This is a genomic window from Pseudoalteromonas holothuriae, assembly GCF_945859825.1.
GTDB lineage: Bacteria > Pseudomonadota > Gammaproteobacteria > Enterobacterales > Alteromonadaceae > Pseudoalteromonas > Pseudoalteromonas holothuriae.
Genome location: NZ_CAMAPC010000001.1, coordinates 256461 through 272848, shown reverse-complemented (window position 1 = coordinate 272848; position 16388 = coordinate 256461). Strand labels below are relative to the sequence as shown.

The following is a 16388-nucleotide window of genomic DNA, read 5'->3' as shown; positions in this document are numbered from 1 at the left end:
TTCGTTACTCTTACTTCGTTTGTTTACTTTTATAGTCTGCAATTGCTGCTTGAATCGCGTCTTCTGCTAAAATAGAGCAGTGGATCTTAACCGGTGGTAACTCTAATTCAGCACTGATATCGGTGTTTTTAATCGTTGCAGCCTCATCAAGGCTTTTTCCTTTGACCCACTCAGTAACCAAAGATGACGATGCAATTGCACTACCACAACCATAAGTCTTAAATTTAGCGTCTTCAATAATGCCTTGATCAGAAACTTTGATCTGTAGCTTCATTACATCACCACATGCTGGTGCGCCTACCATACCGGTTGCAACACTCGGGTCATTTTTATCTAACGCCCCAACGTTACGTGGATTTTCTACGTGGTCTATTACTTTTTCACTGTAAGCCATAACTATTTCCTCACTATGTGCTCATAACACTTGGCTACAAGCAGAAACTTGCTTAATGATGTGCCCATTCAACGCTATCTAAGTCAATGCCTTCTTGATGCATTTCCCAAAGCGGTGACATTTCACGTAAACGGCCAATTGATTCTTTTATTAAGTTAACGGTGTAATCAATTTCTTCTTCGGTTGTAAAACGACCGATGCTAAAGCGGATTGAGCTGTGCGCCAATTCATCATTGCGCCCTAACGCTCGCAATACATAAGATGGTTCCAAGCTTGCTGACGTACAAGCTGAGCCTGATGAAACAGCAATATCTTTTACTGCCATCAACAATGATTCGCCTTCAACAAAATTAAAGCTGATATTCACAATGCCTGGTACTGATTGCTCAATGGCACCGTTGAAATAAACCTCGTCCATTGACATAACGCCATCAATCAAGCGTTGGCGAAGCGCACTAATGTGTGCATGGTCTTTATCAAAATCTTCTTTGGCAATACGAAACGCAGCACCCATACCGACTAATTGGTGTGTTGCTAAAGTACCAGATCGCATACCGCGTTCATGGCCTCCGCCGTGCATTTGCGCTTCTAAACGCGCACGTGGTTTACGACGCACATACAAAGCACCTACGCCTTTAGGGCCATATGCTTTGTGACCAGAAAATGACATAAAGTCAACTTTAAGCACTTGTAAATCAATCTTCACTTTACCAGCACTTTGCGCGCCATCTACGTGGAACATAATCTTGCGTTCACGACACATGTCACCAATGGTCGCAATATCTTGAACTACACCCAGCTCGTTATTTACATGCATTACACTGACTAAAATAGTGTCATCGCGCATCGCTGCTTCAAGCTTTTTCAAATCCAGTAGACCGTTGTCTTCAACGTCCATATAAGTCACTTCAAAACCTTGACGTTCAAGCTCTCGCGTGGTGTCTAGCACAGCTTTGTGCTCGGTTTTAACGGTGATAATGTGCTTGCCTTTCTTTTTATAGAAATTTGCCGCACCTTTAATTGCTAAATTATTTGATTCTGTTGCGCCAGATGTAAATACGATTTCACGCGGGTCTGCGTTAATTAAATCAGCGATATCATTACGTGCTTGGTCAACGACTTCTTCAGCTTGCCAGCCAAAGCGGTGCGAGCGTGAAGCTGGGTTACCAAAATTGCCATCCATAGTCAGACATTGCATCATTTGCTCTGCAACACGCTGATCAACCGGAGTGGTTGCTGCATAATCTAGATAAATCGGTAATTTCATTTGTTTCTCCGCTTCACGTCAACCTTACAGTTGACAGCTCACTTGAATATTGTCTAATTGCTTCATCGCACTGTTAACCCCTTTATCCTGACGCGATGCAACTGTTTGCACATCAGAATTGGCGACTAACTCGGCAAGGGAAATGTTGTTTAAAAAATCTTCGATGCGCAGGCTTAAATCTGACCAAAGCGTATGGGTTAAACAACGCATACCACTTTGACACCCGCCCCCTTCTCCATGGCAACGCGTCGCGTCAACTGACTCATCAACTGCGTTGATGACGTCTCCCACAGAGATGCTCTGCACATCACGGCCCATTAAGTAGCCGCCACCCGGACCACGAACAGACTTGACGAGTCCATGTTTACGTAATCGAGCAAATAATTGTTCAAGGTAAGATAAAGATATTTCCTGACGCTCTGAAATATCTGCCAGTGGCACCGGACCTACTTCGGCATGCAGAGCAACGTCTAACATTGCTGTTACCGCATATCTGCCTTTTGATGTCAGTTTCATGGTACCCCCTAGCGCCTTATCAAGGCACAAATTTTAAATACTTGACTAAAATAGTCAAGTATTACTATTCGGTAATACGACTAAAGCCACTCAATACCCGAGTAAATCACTCAAGTATTAAAGCCATTGTAATTACCTGAGTAATTTAGTCAAGTATTATTCCGCTTTGTTTTTACGCATCCGTTATGCAAGGTAAAATGCGGTAGGACTGATTTAACTAAACTATTTGTTGCGAGTAGATTTATTAATCGACGTTAATATACCGCGCAAAATATTAAGCTCTTGATCTTCAGGTCTAGCACGGTTAAATAAACGCTTAAGCTTAGTCATTACCATGCCAGGGTGTTGTTTAATAATGAAACCAGTGTCGTTTAAGGTGCTCTCTAGATGTTCATAAAACAAAGCCACTTGCTTTGCACTTGGGTACACAGCATCATCTTCGTCAGGCTGCTTTTCTTGTCCGTCTAAAAATGCCATGCGTGTTTCATAGGTCAATGTTTGTACTGCCATCGCCAAATTCAGTGAGCTATATTCAGGATTGGCAGGAATGCAGACATGATAGTTACACAACTGTAGCTCTTCGTTAGTCAAGCCACTATTTTCTCGACCAAAGACCAATGCTACAGGTCCGGTCGCCGAACCTTCAACCAATTTTTTAGCACACTGGCGTGGGTCAACCATCGGCCATGACAACGTACGAGAGCGCGCGCTAGTGCCAATAGTTAAAGCACACTCTGCAATGGCATCTGATAATTCGCTAACAATCGTGGCATTACCTAGCACATCCGTTGCACCTGCCGCCAAAGCGCTGGCATGGCTGTCTACTTCACATGCAGGGTTTACTAGATACAATTTAGATAAGCCCATGGTTTTCATCGCCCGTGCCACAGAGCCAATATTACCAGAGTGAGATGTGTTTACTAACACAATGCGAATGTCTTCTAATGCCATTGATAAACTCGCCTGAAAAAATAATGGCGAAGTTTACCACAGCAATACTGAGTCGCCATAGTAAAAAGCGCACTAATTCTAACCTGAATTGGTACTAACCGGCATGTGATAGTTACAACCTCTTCTTTTTGATCTTACAGCCTCCTCTATTTGCGTATTTATGCGTTGGATTTTCTTGTAATCACCCGTTGTTACTTACGCTAACTCGCGAAGCATACAAAAATGGCTGCGCTGTTAAGTTAAATTTCCTACTCGTTTTGGCTTTCTATATTTTTGACACCCTGTACCTCCAGCTGTAATTAACTAATTCCTTTCTCAGAACAATGTAGTACAAAAAAACAGCAACTTTATTTGGCTATAGCTGTTTACTTTGCGGCAAAAATCGCTAGAATACGCCGGCTCTATACGAATATGTTCTTTTACAACCCAAAGGTAATGCTATGCATCCAATGTTAAACATTGCGGTACGCGCTGCGCGTAATGCAGGTAAAGTGATCTTACGTGCATGTGAAGATTTATCAAAAGTCGAAGCCCAACAAAAAGGCACTAACGACTTCGTTACAAACGTAGACAAAGACGCTGAAGCCGTCATCCGTGATACTATTTTAAAAGCTTTCCCTGAGCACTCACTAGTGGGTGAAGAACTCGGTGTAATTGAAGGCAAAGATGCTGATTACCAATGGGTTATCGATCCACTTGATGGCACAACTAACTTCATCAAGGGCATTCCTCATTTTGCTGTTTCTATTGCCTTGAAAGTTAAAGGTCGCGTTGAACAAGCCGTTATTTATGATCCAATTCGTAGTGAGCTTTTCACCGCGTCTCGTGGTCAAGGTGCCCAATTAAACTCTAAACGCATTCGTGTAACAAAAAGTACTGAAATTGCGGGTTCAGTGCTTGGCACTGGTTTCCCATTTAAGCAAAAGCACCACATTGATGCCTACACTGAAGCATTCAAAGCATTATTTGTACACACGGCCGATATTCGCCGTGCAGGTTCTGCAGCGCTTGATATGGCCTATGTTGCAGCAGGGCGTATGGACGGTTTCTTTGAAATTGGTCTTAAGCCTTGGGATACAGCAGCAGGCGAGCTGTTAGTTAAAGAAGCGGGTGGCATGGTTATGGACTTCGCCGGTGGCGCAGGTTACAACCAAAGCGGAAATGTCATTTGTGGTGCACCTAAACTTTGCCAATTAATAGTTAAAGAAATACGCCCAGTACTAACTGAGTCATTACTTCGCTAATACAATTTTAGCATGCTATTTTACTAAAAAAGGAGCCTTGGCTCCTTTTTTGTTGCTAGAGGCTGATATGGACTCCCTGCAAATATCAAAAAATAGCTAGAATAGACCCCAAATTCTTCACAAAACCAACTTGTACCAATTGTATTAAATAAATGATCAAATATTGCGATAGATAAGTGACTTAGTAACCAAGCAAAAATTCCGGTATGTCATTATTCTACATCTGTAATCTTTAACGCAGTTAATGAACCATTTAGCTCGTTAGAATGATTCATGTTTTGATAAAACTGATATTAACCTCTCTAGTTAGTCAAATATTTACCTAACAACTGATACCCATTCATTCTATATTCGACGCCAGTGGAGAAGCCGGCGATGCTTGCACTGTTGATTTATCAAAATAAGGGTTTTGTAACTCAATCACTTTTGTATCTTGATTAAAGGGTAACTGTGCTAACACGTCAGCAAAGTAACGCTCAAACAAAGCATCAAACTCTCCTGATGCTTGCAGTTTGGCAAGCCCAATGGTCAGTGCTTTTGCCAAATCAGGCTTGCTTTTACTAACAAAAAAATAAAATGCACTGGGGTAATATAGGTAGATGCTCGGTAAAATAACCAAATTATCACTATTTTGACTTGCCAGCTCGGCACCTACCTCTATGAATGAACGCGGAAAGTAATCTAAGCGACCGCGTGATACCATCGCAAACATTGCTTGGTAATTAGCCATCGGCCTAACCGATAAATTATTATGCCCCAATATCTTTGTATCTGGCCAATCATGGCCTTGTACTGCGGTCAATTTTGATAACGCTTGCAATGAGTCAATGCCAGCAAACTGAGGAAGTTGTGCTTTATTTACCAATAAGGCGCGCTTACCAATAAAGCCTTTAAACAACGGAAATGGAATGGCGGTTGCTAATTGCTCTCGCACTGGGCTGGTCATACTCCAATGCAAATCGACTTCGCCGTCACCGAGTGCAAGCATAGTACGTTGCTGATGTGGGTGTACTTTTACATGCTCAATTTGCGCATCAAAATTTGCTGCTTTAAGCGCCAAATCTAGCAATTCGTATAGGTATAGATCTCTGTCATACAAAGTACGTTGTTCTTTTGCGACATAAATAACTTGCGCCGCTGCCAATGACCCCGCCCAACTACACAATAGGCACAGTAATACGAATTTACGCATATATCTGTCCAAACTTGTTTTTGTTAACGCTACACCCAGTCGAGTTTTTACTCAAGTCTTTATGAGTTATTTTATTACCTGTTGTTCAAGCCACTTGATATATCAGCCATCTATTAGGCGGAACATTCCGTTTGCTTCTCATTTAAGCGTACCACTGACACACTGGGACGACGCCGATTACAAATAAAAAGGTAACTATTGCGATAACGCTTAGCTTCTTTTTTTGCATCCGTCGCTAAAGCGGCCACTTGATGGCTGTTTTTGCAGCAGGTGAGATCTGGCCTAACCAAACCGATAGATAATGTTAAAAGCGGCACGAATTGCTTTTGACCTTCTCGGTTTGTTGCCCAATAACCACCTGACTTTACATGTTCAGGGGTAAAAAAGGCTTTTGATTGTTGCTCAAAATCACTGATGATGCGATGGCATAACTGCTGTGCATCATCGCCATCAAAAACCACCATAAAGTCATCACCACCAATATGCCCTACAAAACACGGGCTTTGCTCACACACTTTAACAGTGACCTCTGCCAATAACTTAATCACACTATCACCGCTGGCATAGCCATATAAATCATTAAACTGTTTAAAGTGGTTTAAGTCGACATAAGCCAGTGAAAACTCTGATTGCTTGCGCAATCGTGCTTCGATGGCTTCATTTATTGCCACATTACCAGGGAGCATAGTCAAAGGGTTAGCATGTTGGGCATGGCGGATCTTTTCTTCTGTGATGTGCTTTAAGATATCTCGAAGTGGTGCCAGTCCTAAATACTTAGCGTTGCGGGTAATAATAATATGGCGACGAATATCAAATTCTTGTTCAGTGATTTGCTGACTTACCACATCTAATTGTGCATTTTCATCCACTATCAAAGGTTGCTTATCCATCAGCTCCAGCACTGATTTTTTAGCATATAGCGCATGGCCATAAGGCGCAGCAAATACCTCGGTAAGTTGATCACGGTGTAATAAACCAATGGGCTGACGGTCATCATTGACCACCGCAAGACTCATTAACTGTTTGTCGGCTTCAAAGTTTTTGTGTGCGTCTTTACATTGAGTACATTGATGAATTGCATTTTGCGCCATAGCAAGCCAGCCAATAGAAATTGAGTTTTCTATGGTGCTCACTTGCGATTGTAAATTTAATGCCAACCATTGGCTGGCTTCAAGGTCGATGATAGGCTCGCTTTGGGGGTATGCAAGTAAATATCCCTGAGCATTAACAATACCGAGCTTCTCTAACAAACATAGCTCTTCAACACGTTCTATGCCTTCTGCAATCACGGATGTTCCCGTTGCTTTAGCCAGTTCAATAATAGACTTCAAAAACTCACGCTTCACAATACTTTGGTCACAGTAATCGATAAAGTAGCGGTCTACTTTTACATACTCAGGGCATAACTCTGACCACTGCCTTAAACCTGAGTACCCTGCGCCTAAATCGTCAATGGCAATATTAAAGCCTAACTGACGATAATGCTCGATAGTCTTAAGTAATAAAAAGCCATCATCCACTTTATCTTGCTCTGTAACCTCAATCACCACACGGTTTGCTGTTAAACCATACTTTTCAACTAAATGGCGTGTTTCGCCTCGCGGGTGACTTGGGTCAAGCAATGCACTTGGACTCACATTTAAAAACAGCTTGCCGGGTAACTGCAATAATACAAAACGCTCAATGGCCCGCTCTCGGCACAATAGTTCCAACTCAGACAGTTTGTTGTAAGCCCCCGCAGCTTGAAATAGTTGCTCAGGCATCTCCAAGCACTCAACTCCACGACTTAGCGCCTCAAACCCGAGCACCTCTTGCTTGCTGATATCGTAAATAGGCTGGAATAAAATAGTCACAGTGCCGTGCTCTAATATATTATGTAGTACTTTCTTTTCTAGCTCAGCAACTTTACTCACACCCATAACCAACAAACTATTGACCAAATAATAACCCAGCAAACTAACAAGAATTCATGACAGTTTTGTGGCGTTTTGAGGAATTATCCCCATAAAAATTAGCCTATTCGCTTCAGTAAATAGCGTTTAATAACGCCAAAGCGCAAACAACTCAACTGTGTAGCCATACTGTCGTTATTAAAATACTAAAAAATGAATTTTATTCACCAATTATGAAAAAGCACCACTTAACGGTGAATTTAAATCATCCTCAATATTAACAAATTCATTCGACCTTTAAACTCCGTTAATACAGAGTAATTAATGACGATTTACTTCACCTGAAAATTATCGTAGCATTTGCAATACTTTCGCTGCTGAAGTTTATTATGTTTAAGCCAATTTCCACTTTATTAGTTGCACTTGCAATAATGACTGCCCTAACTGGGCAAGTATTTGCTGTTGCCACTATGGCGTGTGAAATGTCAGCAAGTAGCCATCAAAAAATGATGACAATGGATCACAGCCAGATGCCAAATATGGCCGACTGTTGTGATACCCAATGTACCTGCCCAGCCAGCGCCTGTTTATCACTCATATTTTTAAATTATGAGCATTTAAACAAGCTGGAACATCAGCTTACAGAGCCCAGACTCACCTCGTTATCGCAAACACCACAAAGTATTATTACATCCCTTTATCGCCCACCGATTTTTGCCTAACACGGGATAAGTGCGCCCAAAAAAGGCGTATCTCGTTCATATTTAGATTTAAAACATCCAATTTAATATATTAAACCCAGTTTAGGTTAGTAAAACCATGACACATTCATTTTTTAAAACGGTGGTAATTAGTTTATTTTTACCTCTATTTTTACCTCTATATAGCACAGCTCACACGCAATCTGTGGTATCACTCAATGATGCTATTTCCTTAGCACAACACAATGACGCATGGCAGCATCAAAACCGTTTAAAACAAACTGCCATTGAAAATAAAAGTATTGCTGCTAATACATTCGCCGACCCAAAAGTGTCGCTTGGAGTGCAGAACCTTCCCGCCGATGGTGGGCACTTTGCCCAAGAGGGCATGGCTCAATTTAAAGTAGCCGTATCGCAAATGCTGCCAAGAGGTGATAGCTTAGCGATACAATCAGCACAGTTAAAACTCTCTGCCAAGCAACTTCCATTACAGCGAGAAGAACGTAATGCCAAGTTAAAGCGCCTTATCTCGCAGTTATGGTTAGACGCCTACCTTGCGCAGCGTACCATCGCTTTAATCAAGCAAGACTGGGGGCTTTTTGAGCAAATGGCACAAGTTGCTAAAGCCAATTACGCCAGTGCAATAGGTAAAACAAGACAGCAAGATGTGATTCGTGCACAACTTGAAATTATTCAACTTGAAGACCGTTTAACGGTTGAGCAACAACAATTAGACACCACCTTGGCACAGTTAAATGAATGGCTACAGTTATTCGATACCAATCAGCTCAACAGCCTAAATAGCATGGCTTTTGCTGCGATTACCATCGCGTTGCCCACAGAACTGCCCAACATAACCTTAGAACATGCACAACTGCTAAAGCCGCTGCATTATGAGCGCGCCAAAGCCGTTAAATTACTACTTAATCACCCTGCCTTACTCGCCATTGATATTTCACATCAAGCATCACAAAAAGCCATTCAACTAAGTAAGCAGCAATATCAGCCACAGTGGGGCATAAATGCCAGTTATGGTTATCGCGACGATATGCCATCAGGTGATAGCCGTGCTGACTTGTTTTCTATTGGTGTTAGTTTTGATTTGCCTTTATTTACACATAACAAGCAAGACAGGCAAGTCGCAGCAACTATTGCTGAGTCTGAAGCAATTAAAACGCAAAAATATATAACGGCTAAACAGATGCTTATCGAAGTCGAAAAAGAGCTGGCGCAACTAAAACGTTTATCGCAAAGACAAGCTTTATATAAACAGCAATTGCTTGAACAAACTCATCATCAAGCTGAGGCTGCTCTAACTGCTTACACTAATGATGATGGCGACTTTTCAGAGGTAGTACGAGCACGGATCACTGAACTTAACGCTAAGATTGCGGCATTAAAAATCGACGTAAATGCGCTCAAGTCTGTGACAAAAATCAATTATTTATTAACCCAATCTAGTGCTTTTACAACACAGCACCAAGGAGCTCACTAATGTTGGCAAATAAAAAAAGCCTTATTGCTTTAATTGCAGGCGTAGCCCTTGGCGTAGTGATAACCAAAAGCGTCATGCCCTCGCTAGTAAACGATGGCTCAACAACAACTCAAAACAGCAATTCAGATGAAAAAAAACCGCTGTACTGGGTTGCCCCAATGGATGCAAATTACCGCCGAGATGAACCTGGTAAATCGCCCATGGGCATGGACTTAGTGCCTGTTTATGAACAAAGTAACACAACTGAACACGGCACTGGCCTTGTAAAAATTGCACCCCATGTAGTGAATAATTTAGGGGTAAGAACCGCACCGGTTGAATTTAAAGCCCTGCACACACAAATATCCACCGTTGGCTATGTGCAATATGATGAAGATAAACTACTGCATATTCACCCTAGAGTTGATGGCTGGATTGAAAAGCTATTTATCAAAGCAGTCGGCAATCCGGTTAAAAAAGGTCAACCACTTTATACGCTCTACTCGCCGCAACTCGTTAATGCCCAAGAAGAACTATTGATTGCCCTCAAACGCAATAACAGCTCACTAATCGATGCCGCAAAAGCACGCTTAACAGCATTGCAGTTAACGGAGTCATTTATAAACGAGTTAGAGCAAAGTAAAAAAGTACATCAAACCATCACCTTTTATTCACCGCAGTCAGGGGTGATAGATGGCTTAAAAATACGTGAGGGGTATTACGTTAAACCCGGCAATACTCTAATGAGTATTGCCAAGCTCGATCAAGTTTGGGTCGAAGCCGAGGTATTTGAGCGTGATACTGCGTTAATTAAACAAGGGTTACCTGTGTCTATGACCTTAGACTACCTGCCAGGCAAAACTTGGCAAGGCATGGTCGATTACGTTTACCCCGTTCTTAATAGTAAAACCCGAACACTGCGCGTGCGACTCAAATTCGATAACCCTAATTTTGAACTCAAACCCAATATGTTCGCCCAAGTGACCATTAATGCCAATGTAGACAAGCCTGTTATTTTAGTGCCTAAAGAGTCTGTGATCCGAACAGGTAAACAAAATAGAGTGGTATTGGCACTGGGCGGTGGTCAATTTAAATCCATTGCAGTAACAACTGGCCGCGTGAGTGAAACCTACATTGAGGTTTTAAAAGGGCTAACCCAAGACGATACCGTGGTGACCTCGGCACAGTTCTTAATTGACTCAGAATCAAGTAAAAATTCTGATTTTAAACGTATGAGCCAAAGTGCAAAGCCCAACGCTGTTTGGATGCAAGGTGAAATAAATCAGGTCATGGCCAATAAGCGGGTGGTTAATATAACGCACGACCCAGTTGCAGATTGGGACTGGCCCACCATGACTATGGACTTTGATGTAGCAAACAAAGTAGATATCAACACGCTCAAAGCCAAGCAAATACTTCATTTTGAAGTCACAAAAACACCTAATGATCACTATGAAATAACCACTATTCACATTATGACTGAACCTAAACAAAACGTTGCTAGCGCCACCGTCAATGGTGTTATTAACGCCATTAATGTTACCACTGGTACACTTAATATCAGCCGAGGGCCAATTGAAAAATGGCATCGCCCAGCCGCTACAATGGACTTTACAATTGCAGATAATATTGATTTAAGCCAATTTAAAATAGGCGATAACATTACCTTTACTTTTGAGGTTAGGGATGACTTAGTGGTGGTAAACATTGCGCCTAAAACGCATGATAACAACGATGTGCCAAGCACACATATGAATCATGAATAAGGGGCATCACCATGATTGAAGCTATTATTAGATGGTCCATAGGTAATCGCTTATTTGTTTTACTTGTTACGGTGATCATAGCCTTTGCAGGGGTATTTTCGCTTAAGAATACGCCCGTTGATGCCATTCCTGACCTATCCGATGTACAAGTCATTATAAAAACCAGTTACCCAGGCCAAGCGCCCCAAGTGGTGCAAGATCAAGTCACCTTCCCGCTGACTACCGCTATGCTGTCAGTTCCGGGAGCACAAACGGTGCGCGGGTACTCATTTTTTGGTGACTCTTACGTTTATATTATTTTTGATGACAACACTGATTTATACTGGGCTCGCTCTCGCGTGTTGGAGTATTTAAGCCAAGTATCCCCGAGCCTACCCGATAGCGCTAAACCACAATTGGGGCCTGATGCCACCGGCGTGGGCTGGGTATATATTTACGCCTTAACAGATAAAACTGGCAAGCATGACTTAAGCCAACTAAGAAGCCTACAAGATTGGTTTTTAAAGTATGAGCTACAAACCGTGTCTGGGGTGTCGGAGGTAGCGGCCGTGGGCGGAATGGTTAAGCAATACCAAGTACAGGTTGACCCCGACAAACTGCGCGCCTACAACATCCCTCTAACGCATATTCAAACAGCGCTTAAACGGGGCAACCAAGAAACGGGTGCCTCAGTGGTTGAAATGGCAGAAGCCGAATACATGGTTACCGCAACAGGGTATATCAAGTCGGTCAGCGACATAGAACAAATTCCTTTAGGTGTTAACCAACAAGGCACACCGCTAACCATTGGTGATGTTGCCAACGTTAATTTAGGTCCGCAAATGCGCCGGGGTATTGCTGAGCTAAATGGCGAGGGCGAAGTCGTTGGCGGTGTTGTAGTTATGCGCTTTGGCGAAAATGCACAAACCACTATTGAAGGCGTTAAAGCCAAACTTACCTCGCTAAAAAATTCGTTACCTGAAGGCGTTGAAATAGTCACCGTATACGACCGCTCAAAACTTATCGAAAGCGCTGTAGATAATTTATGGAGCAAACTGCTCGAAGAACTTGCCGTGGTTGCACTTGTGTGTGTTGTTTTTTTGTTTCATTTACGCTCGTCTATTGTTGCGGTGGTAACCCTACCACTGGGTATTTTAGTTGCGTTTATCGTTATGTACTTGCAAGGCGTCAACGCCAATATTATGTCATTAGGTGGTATTGCTATTGCCATTGGCGCGATGACCGATGGTGCCATTGTGATGATTGAAAACATGCACAAGCATATGGAAAAGACCCCACTGACCGATGAGAACCGCTGGCATATTGTGGCAAAATCAGCCAGCGAAGTTGGCCCTGCCCTATTTTTTAGTTTGTTGATCATTACCGTATCTTTTTTACCGGTGTTTATTTTAGAGGCGCAAGAAGGGCGGATGTTTGCCCCACTGGCTTACACCAAAACCTATGCGATGGCTGCGGCTGCAGGCCTTGCCATTACACTCGTGCCGGTACTTATGGGTTACTTTATTCGCGGTAAAGTAGTATCGGAGCAAAAAAACCCACTGAATCGCTTATTGATTACACTGTATATGCCTGTACTAAAAAAAGTAATGGCGTTTCCAAAGCTCACTATTGTGCTGGCAATTGCCATCACAGTGGCAGGCTTTTATCCGGTTAATAAAATTGGCAGTGAGTTCATTCCTCCCCTCGATGAGGGTGATTTAATGTATATGCCCACCACGTACCCGGGTATTTCGATTGGAAAAGCCCGTGAGTTACTACAACAAACCGATAAGCTTATTCGCACCGTGCCTGAGGTAGAGAACGTGTTTGGTAAAGTTGGTCGCGCTGAAACCGCCACCGACCCCGCTCCATTGACCATGATTGAAACCTTTATTCAATTAAAGCCCAAGTCACAATGGCGAGCTGGCATGACCACCGAAACTCTAAAGGCTGAACTCAACGAGCTAGTCACCTTCCCCGGCTTAACCAATGCATGGGTGATGCCCATAAAAACCCGTATTGATATGTTGGCAACCGGCATTAAAACCCCTGTTGGTATTAAAGTCGCGGGGGCAGATTTAGCGGTTATTCAAGACATAGGCCAGCAAATTGAGCGTATTTTACCAGATGTTGCAGGCACTGCGTCGGTGTACTCCGAGCGGGTTGCTGGTGGTAGATATATTAAAGTGGATATTTCTCGGCAAAAAGCCAGCCGCTTTGGTTTAAACATTGCTGATGTGCAACAAGTTGTAGCCACGGCCATTGGTGGCATGAATGTCACGCAAACCATTGAAGGCCAAGAGCGCTACCCCGTTAACTTACGTTATCCACAAGATTATCGTGATTCACCAGAGCAACTTGCGCGTCTGCCCGTAGTAACGCCCTTAGGCGAGCGCATTGCCCTTGGTGACGTTGCCCGCGTATACATTGAAACAGGCCCACCCGGTATAAAAAGCGAAAATGCTCGCATCAACGGTTGGACCTTTATCGACATTGAAGGCGTAGATGTGGGCAGCTATGTCGCCAATGCAAAAACACACTTAGCAAACCAGTTAGATTTACCCGCAGGCTACTCAGTAACTTGGGCAGGTCAGTATGAGTATATGGAGCGAGCCAAAGCCAAACTCAATTACATATTACCGCTTACGCTAGCCATTATTGTGATTTTATTATACCTCAACTTTAGGGCATTCAAAGAGGTTGCCATTATTATTATCACTTTACCTATGGCCATGATAGGCGGTTTATGGTTAATGTATTTAGAAGGCTTTAACTTTTCAGTTGCGGTAGGTGTAGGATTTATTGCCCTTGCGGGTGTTGCGGTAGAAATCGGTGTTATTATGTTGGTTTATTTAAATCAAGCTCTCACTGATTTAAAAGAAAAAGCTCAGCAAGAAGGCCAAGTAATTACGCTTGAACGTTACCAAGAGGCGTTACTGCACGGTGCAGGCCTTCGCGTAAGGCCTGTTATGATGACTGTTGCCACTATCATCATCGGTTTACTGCCCATTTTATATGGTAGCGGCACAGGTTCAGAGATAATCAGCAGAATTGCCGCCCCTATGGTGGGTGGTATGAGCAGCGCAGTATTGCTGACCTTAATCGTACTGCCCGCCATTTACAGTTTGGTAAAATACACCGATATTGTGCAATTTAATAAAGGCGTTAATCACGTTGATAAGAACAGTTAGAAAAGCCCATAAATGGTTAATGGCCTTTATTGGCATACAATTTTTAATTTGGTCACTCAGTGGGTTATATATGGTGAGTATGGATATTCACTTTATTCATGGCGAGTCGCTGCAAGCGCAAACCAAGCAACCCATAGCACTTGCACAGGTTAACTATTCATTCAGCAATTTGCTGAGTGAATACCCTGATGCCATACAAGTTGAACTAACCCAATTGTTAGGTAAGCCAATTTATCGTTTTGTTGATAAAAATCAGCGTAAATACATGCTGAATGCTCAAACAGGCGCGCCACTGCCGTTGATAGATAAAGACCGCGCTTTATTAATCGCCAAACACAACATGCGTGGTAATAACAGCATCGCTTCAGTGCAGTTAATTGATGATACAAGCACACTCCCTAGCGAGCTTTCAACACGTCATTTACCTGTGTGGCAAGTGGTATTTGAACATTACTCATCACCCACTTTTTATATCAGCCAACACTTTGGCAATATCGTGACTAAACGACATTTTTTTTGGCGAATGTTCGATTGGATGTGGCGCTTTCATATTATGGATTATGATGACGGCGAAAATGTGGCCAACTGGTTTTTGCTATTCATTGCCTTGCTTAGTGTCTCAGCGGCCCTACTTGGCTTGATGCTTACTTACCAACGCGTATTCAAGCCCAGCAGTACAGGAGCCAACTAAGTTATGTTTAAACTAAACAAAACCTTACATAAATGGCTCTCGTTATTTGTGGGCCTGCAACTACTTATTTGGCTTATTACTGGTTTGTATTTTAACTTAATGGACCATAAAAAAGGCGCAGGCAATGCTAATTTACGTACTGTGGTTCACAGAGCCAAAGTGCCGCACACCAGCTTAATACCTTTGCAAAGCCTTGCTATAAAACCTGCACAAAGCATTAAACTACTGTGGATTTTGGGCCAGCCTTATTATCAAATTATTGAACAAGCCGGTGCCCATCGTTATCAAACCAAAGTTGTTTATTTATTAGATGCACAAACAGGAACTCCCGCACCTTTAAACGAAACACTGGCACGCACCATCGCGCTTAAGTCTTTCAAAGAAGCTGTTAACATTACCGAGGCGCGTTTACTTGAGCCACCCATTGCTGCGCTACCTAAAGAGCAAAACCCGCTTTGGCAAGTAATCCTAAATGATGCCAACAACACCCATATATACATTGAGCACAGCTCTGGCCAAGTTATCGCCCATGTTAATGATGATAGGCGACTGCGTGACCTCGCATTTAAATTGCACTTTATGGATTACATGAACACAGGCGGGTTTAATCATTGGCTGATCATTATATTTGCCATTACCACCTTAGTACTTTCATTAACTGGCGCTACATGGTTAATCGAGCGCTTTAAAGCTGGGCAACTGAGCCTCATTTTTAAGCATCATAAAAAGAGTGTAACGGTCACAGAACTGACCAGTCAGCAAACCCATACTCTTGCTTTAGAAACAAAAAGCAGTTTATTTGATGGCTTAATCGCATCTGGCATTCAATTGCCTTCAAGTTGTGGTGGCGGGGGAACCTGCGGCTTATGTAAAGTACGCTGCAAGTCAGTGGTTAATGCGACGAGTGCAGATAAAGCGCGGCTATCAGATGCAAAGCTTGAGCAAGGCTACCGACTGGCTTGTGAGCACAATGCAGGCGAAGTAACCGACATTGAAGTGCGCGCTAAGTTAATCAGATGCGATGATTAACTTATCTTAACTTCCCCAGCTTGAGATAAGCAAATTTGCTCAATAAAGATATTTTGGATTATAAAATTGAAATCTATTCATGCGTTAATGATAACTATATC

The 16388-nt window shown here is 42.6% G+C and carries 13 protein-coding genes; 7 read left to right on the top strand and 6 right to left on the bottom strand.

Features of this window, described 5'->3' with window-relative positions:
- Window positions 1-10: 10 nt before the first annotated feature.
- From iscU to trmJ, 4 genes are all read right to left on the bottom strand, one after another.
- The gene (gene iscU / locus OCI93_RS01200; RefSeq protein ID WP_261591559.1) at window positions 11-394 is read right to left on the bottom strand and encodes a Fe-S cluster assembly scaffold IscU; all 384 of its coding nucleotides are present in this window, start codon (window positions 392-394) and stop codon (window positions 11-13) included.
- Window positions 395-446: 52 nt separating this feature from the next.
- Entirely contained in the window at window positions 447-1661 is a 1215-nt protein-coding gene (locus tag OCI93_RS01195; RefSeq protein ID WP_261591558.1) for an IscS subfamily cysteine desulfurase, read from the bottom strand.
- Window positions 1662-1685: 24 nt separating this feature from the next.
- Window positions 1686-2177, bottom strand: coding sequence for a Fe-S cluster assembly transcriptional regulator IscR (iscR, locus tag OCI93_RS01190; RefSeq protein WP_261591557.1), 492 nt, complete (start codon window positions 2175-2177; stop codon window positions 1686-1688).
- A 222-nt stretch (window positions 2178-2399) separates the two neighbouring features.
- Window positions 2400-3128 carry a tRNA (cytosine(32)/uridine(32)-2'-O)-methyltransferase TrmJ gene (trmJ, locus tag OCI93_RS01185; protein WP_261591556.1) on the bottom strand — a complete coding sequence of 243 codons (729 nt, stop codon included), beginning with the start codon at window positions 3126-3128 and terminating at the stop codon, window positions 2400-2402.
- 440 nt (window positions 3129-3568) lie between these two features.
- On the opposite strand from trmJ, the gene suhB reads away from it, so the two are divergent.
- A complete protein-coding gene (gene suhB / locus OCI93_RS01180) occupies window positions 3569-4372 on the top strand; it encodes an inositol-1-monophosphatase (RefSeq protein ID WP_261591554.1) in 804 nt (267 codons plus the stop codon).
- A 340-nt stretch (window positions 4373-4712) separates the two neighbouring features.
- Here suhB and OCI93_RS01175 read toward each other — a convergent pair whose 3' ends face one another.
- Both OCI93_RS01175 and OCI93_RS01170 read right to left on the bottom strand, forming a co-directional pair.
- Window positions 4713-5564 (bottom strand): substrate-binding periplasmic protein, encoded by an 852-nt coding sequence (locus OCI93_RS01175; RefSeq protein ID WP_261591553.1) that lies wholly within the window; start codon window positions 5562-5564, stop codon window positions 4713-4715.
- Window positions 5565-5677: 113 nt separating this feature from the next.
- A complete protein-coding gene (locus OCI93_RS01170) occupies window positions 5678-7477 on the bottom strand; it encodes a GGDEF domain-containing protein (RefSeq protein ID WP_410007606.1) in 1800 nt (599 codons plus the stop codon).
- A 368-nt stretch (window positions 7478-7845) separates the two neighbouring features.
- On the opposite strand from OCI93_RS01170, the gene OCI93_RS01165 reads away from it, so the two are divergent.
- The 6 genes from OCI93_RS01165 to OCI93_RS01140 all read left to right on the top strand — a co-directional run bounded on the left by OCI93_RS01165 (window position 7846) and on the right by OCI93_RS01140 (window position 16287).
- A complete protein-coding gene (locus OCI93_RS01165) occupies window positions 7846-8178 on the top strand; it encodes a hypothetical protein (RefSeq protein ID WP_261625590.1) in 333 nt (110 codons plus the stop codon).
- Window positions 8179-8275: 97 nt separating this feature from the next.
- Complete coding sequence (locus OCI93_RS01160) at window positions 8276-9652, top strand: TolC family protein (RefSeq protein WP_261625589.1); 1377 nt, start codon at window positions 8276-8278, stop codon at window positions 9650-9652.
- Window positions 9652-11397 carry an efflux RND transporter periplasmic adaptor subunit gene (locus tag OCI93_RS01155; protein WP_261591549.1) on the top strand — a complete coding sequence of 582 codons (1746 nt, stop codon included), beginning with the start codon at window positions 9652-9654 and terminating at the stop codon, window positions 11395-11397. Before OCI93_RS01160 ends, OCI93_RS01155 begins: the two co-directional genes overlap by 1 nt.
- Window positions 11398-11408: 11 nt before the next feature.
- Window positions 11409-14567, top strand: a complete 3159-nt coding sequence (locus OCI93_RS01150) for an efflux RND transporter permease subunit (protein ID WP_261625588.1) — start codon at window positions 11409-11411, stop codon at window positions 14565-14567.
- A complete protein-coding gene (locus OCI93_RS01145) occupies window positions 14551-15258 on the top strand; it encodes a PepSY domain-containing protein (protein ID WP_261625587.1) in 708 nt (235 codons plus the stop codon). The genes OCI93_RS01150 and OCI93_RS01145 overlap by 17 nt, the downstream gene beginning before the upstream one ends.
- Before the next feature lie 3 nt (window positions 15259-15261).
- Window positions 15262-16287 (top strand): 2Fe-2S iron-sulfur cluster-binding protein, encoded by a 1026-nt coding sequence (locus OCI93_RS01140; protein WP_261625586.1) that lies wholly within the window; start codon window positions 15262-15264, stop codon window positions 16285-16287.
- Window positions 16288-16388 lie beyond the last annotated feature (101 nt).

Coding starts and splice junctions, on each gene's coding strand:
- OCI93_RS01140 (WP_261625586.1), top strand. CDS start 15,262: ATGTTTAAACTAAACAAAACCTTACATAAATGGCTCTCGTTATTTGTG.
- OCI93_RS01150 (WP_261625588.1), top strand. CDS start 11,409: ATGATTGAAGCTATTATTAGATGGTCCATAGGTAATCGCTTATTTGTT.
- suhB (WP_261591554.1), top strand. CDS start 3,569: ATGCATCCAATGTTAAACATTGCGGTACGCGCTGCGCGTAATGCAGGT.
- OCI93_RS01160 (WP_261625589.1), top strand. CDS start 8,276: ATGACACATTCATTTTTTAAAACGGTGGTAATTAGTTTATTTTTACCT.
- OCI93_RS01165 (WP_261625590.1), top strand. CDS start 7,846: ATGTTTAAGCCAATTTCCACTTTATTAGTTGCACTTGCAATAATGACT.
- trmJ (WP_261591556.1), bottom strand. CDS start 3,128: ATGGCATTAGAAGACATTCGCATTGTGTTAGTAAACACATCTCACTCT.
- OCI93_RS01175 (WP_261591553.1), bottom strand. CDS start 5,564: ATGCGTAAATTCGTATTACTGTGCCTATTGTGTAGTTGGGCGGGGTCA.
- OCI93_RS01195 (WP_261591558.1), bottom strand. CDS start 1,661: ATGAAATTACCGATTTATCTAGATTATGCAGCAACCACTCCGGTTGAT.
- OCI93_RS01155 (WP_261591549.1), top strand. CDS start 9,652: ATGTTGGCAAATAAAAAAAGCCTTATTGCTTTAATTGCAGGCGTAGCC.
- iscR (WP_261591557.1), bottom strand. CDS start 2,177: ATGAAACTGACATCAAAAGGCAGATATGCGGTAACAGCAATGTTAGAC.
- iscU (WP_261591559.1), bottom strand. CDS start 394: ATGGCTTACAGTGAAAAAGTAATAGACCACGTAGAAAATCCACGTAAC.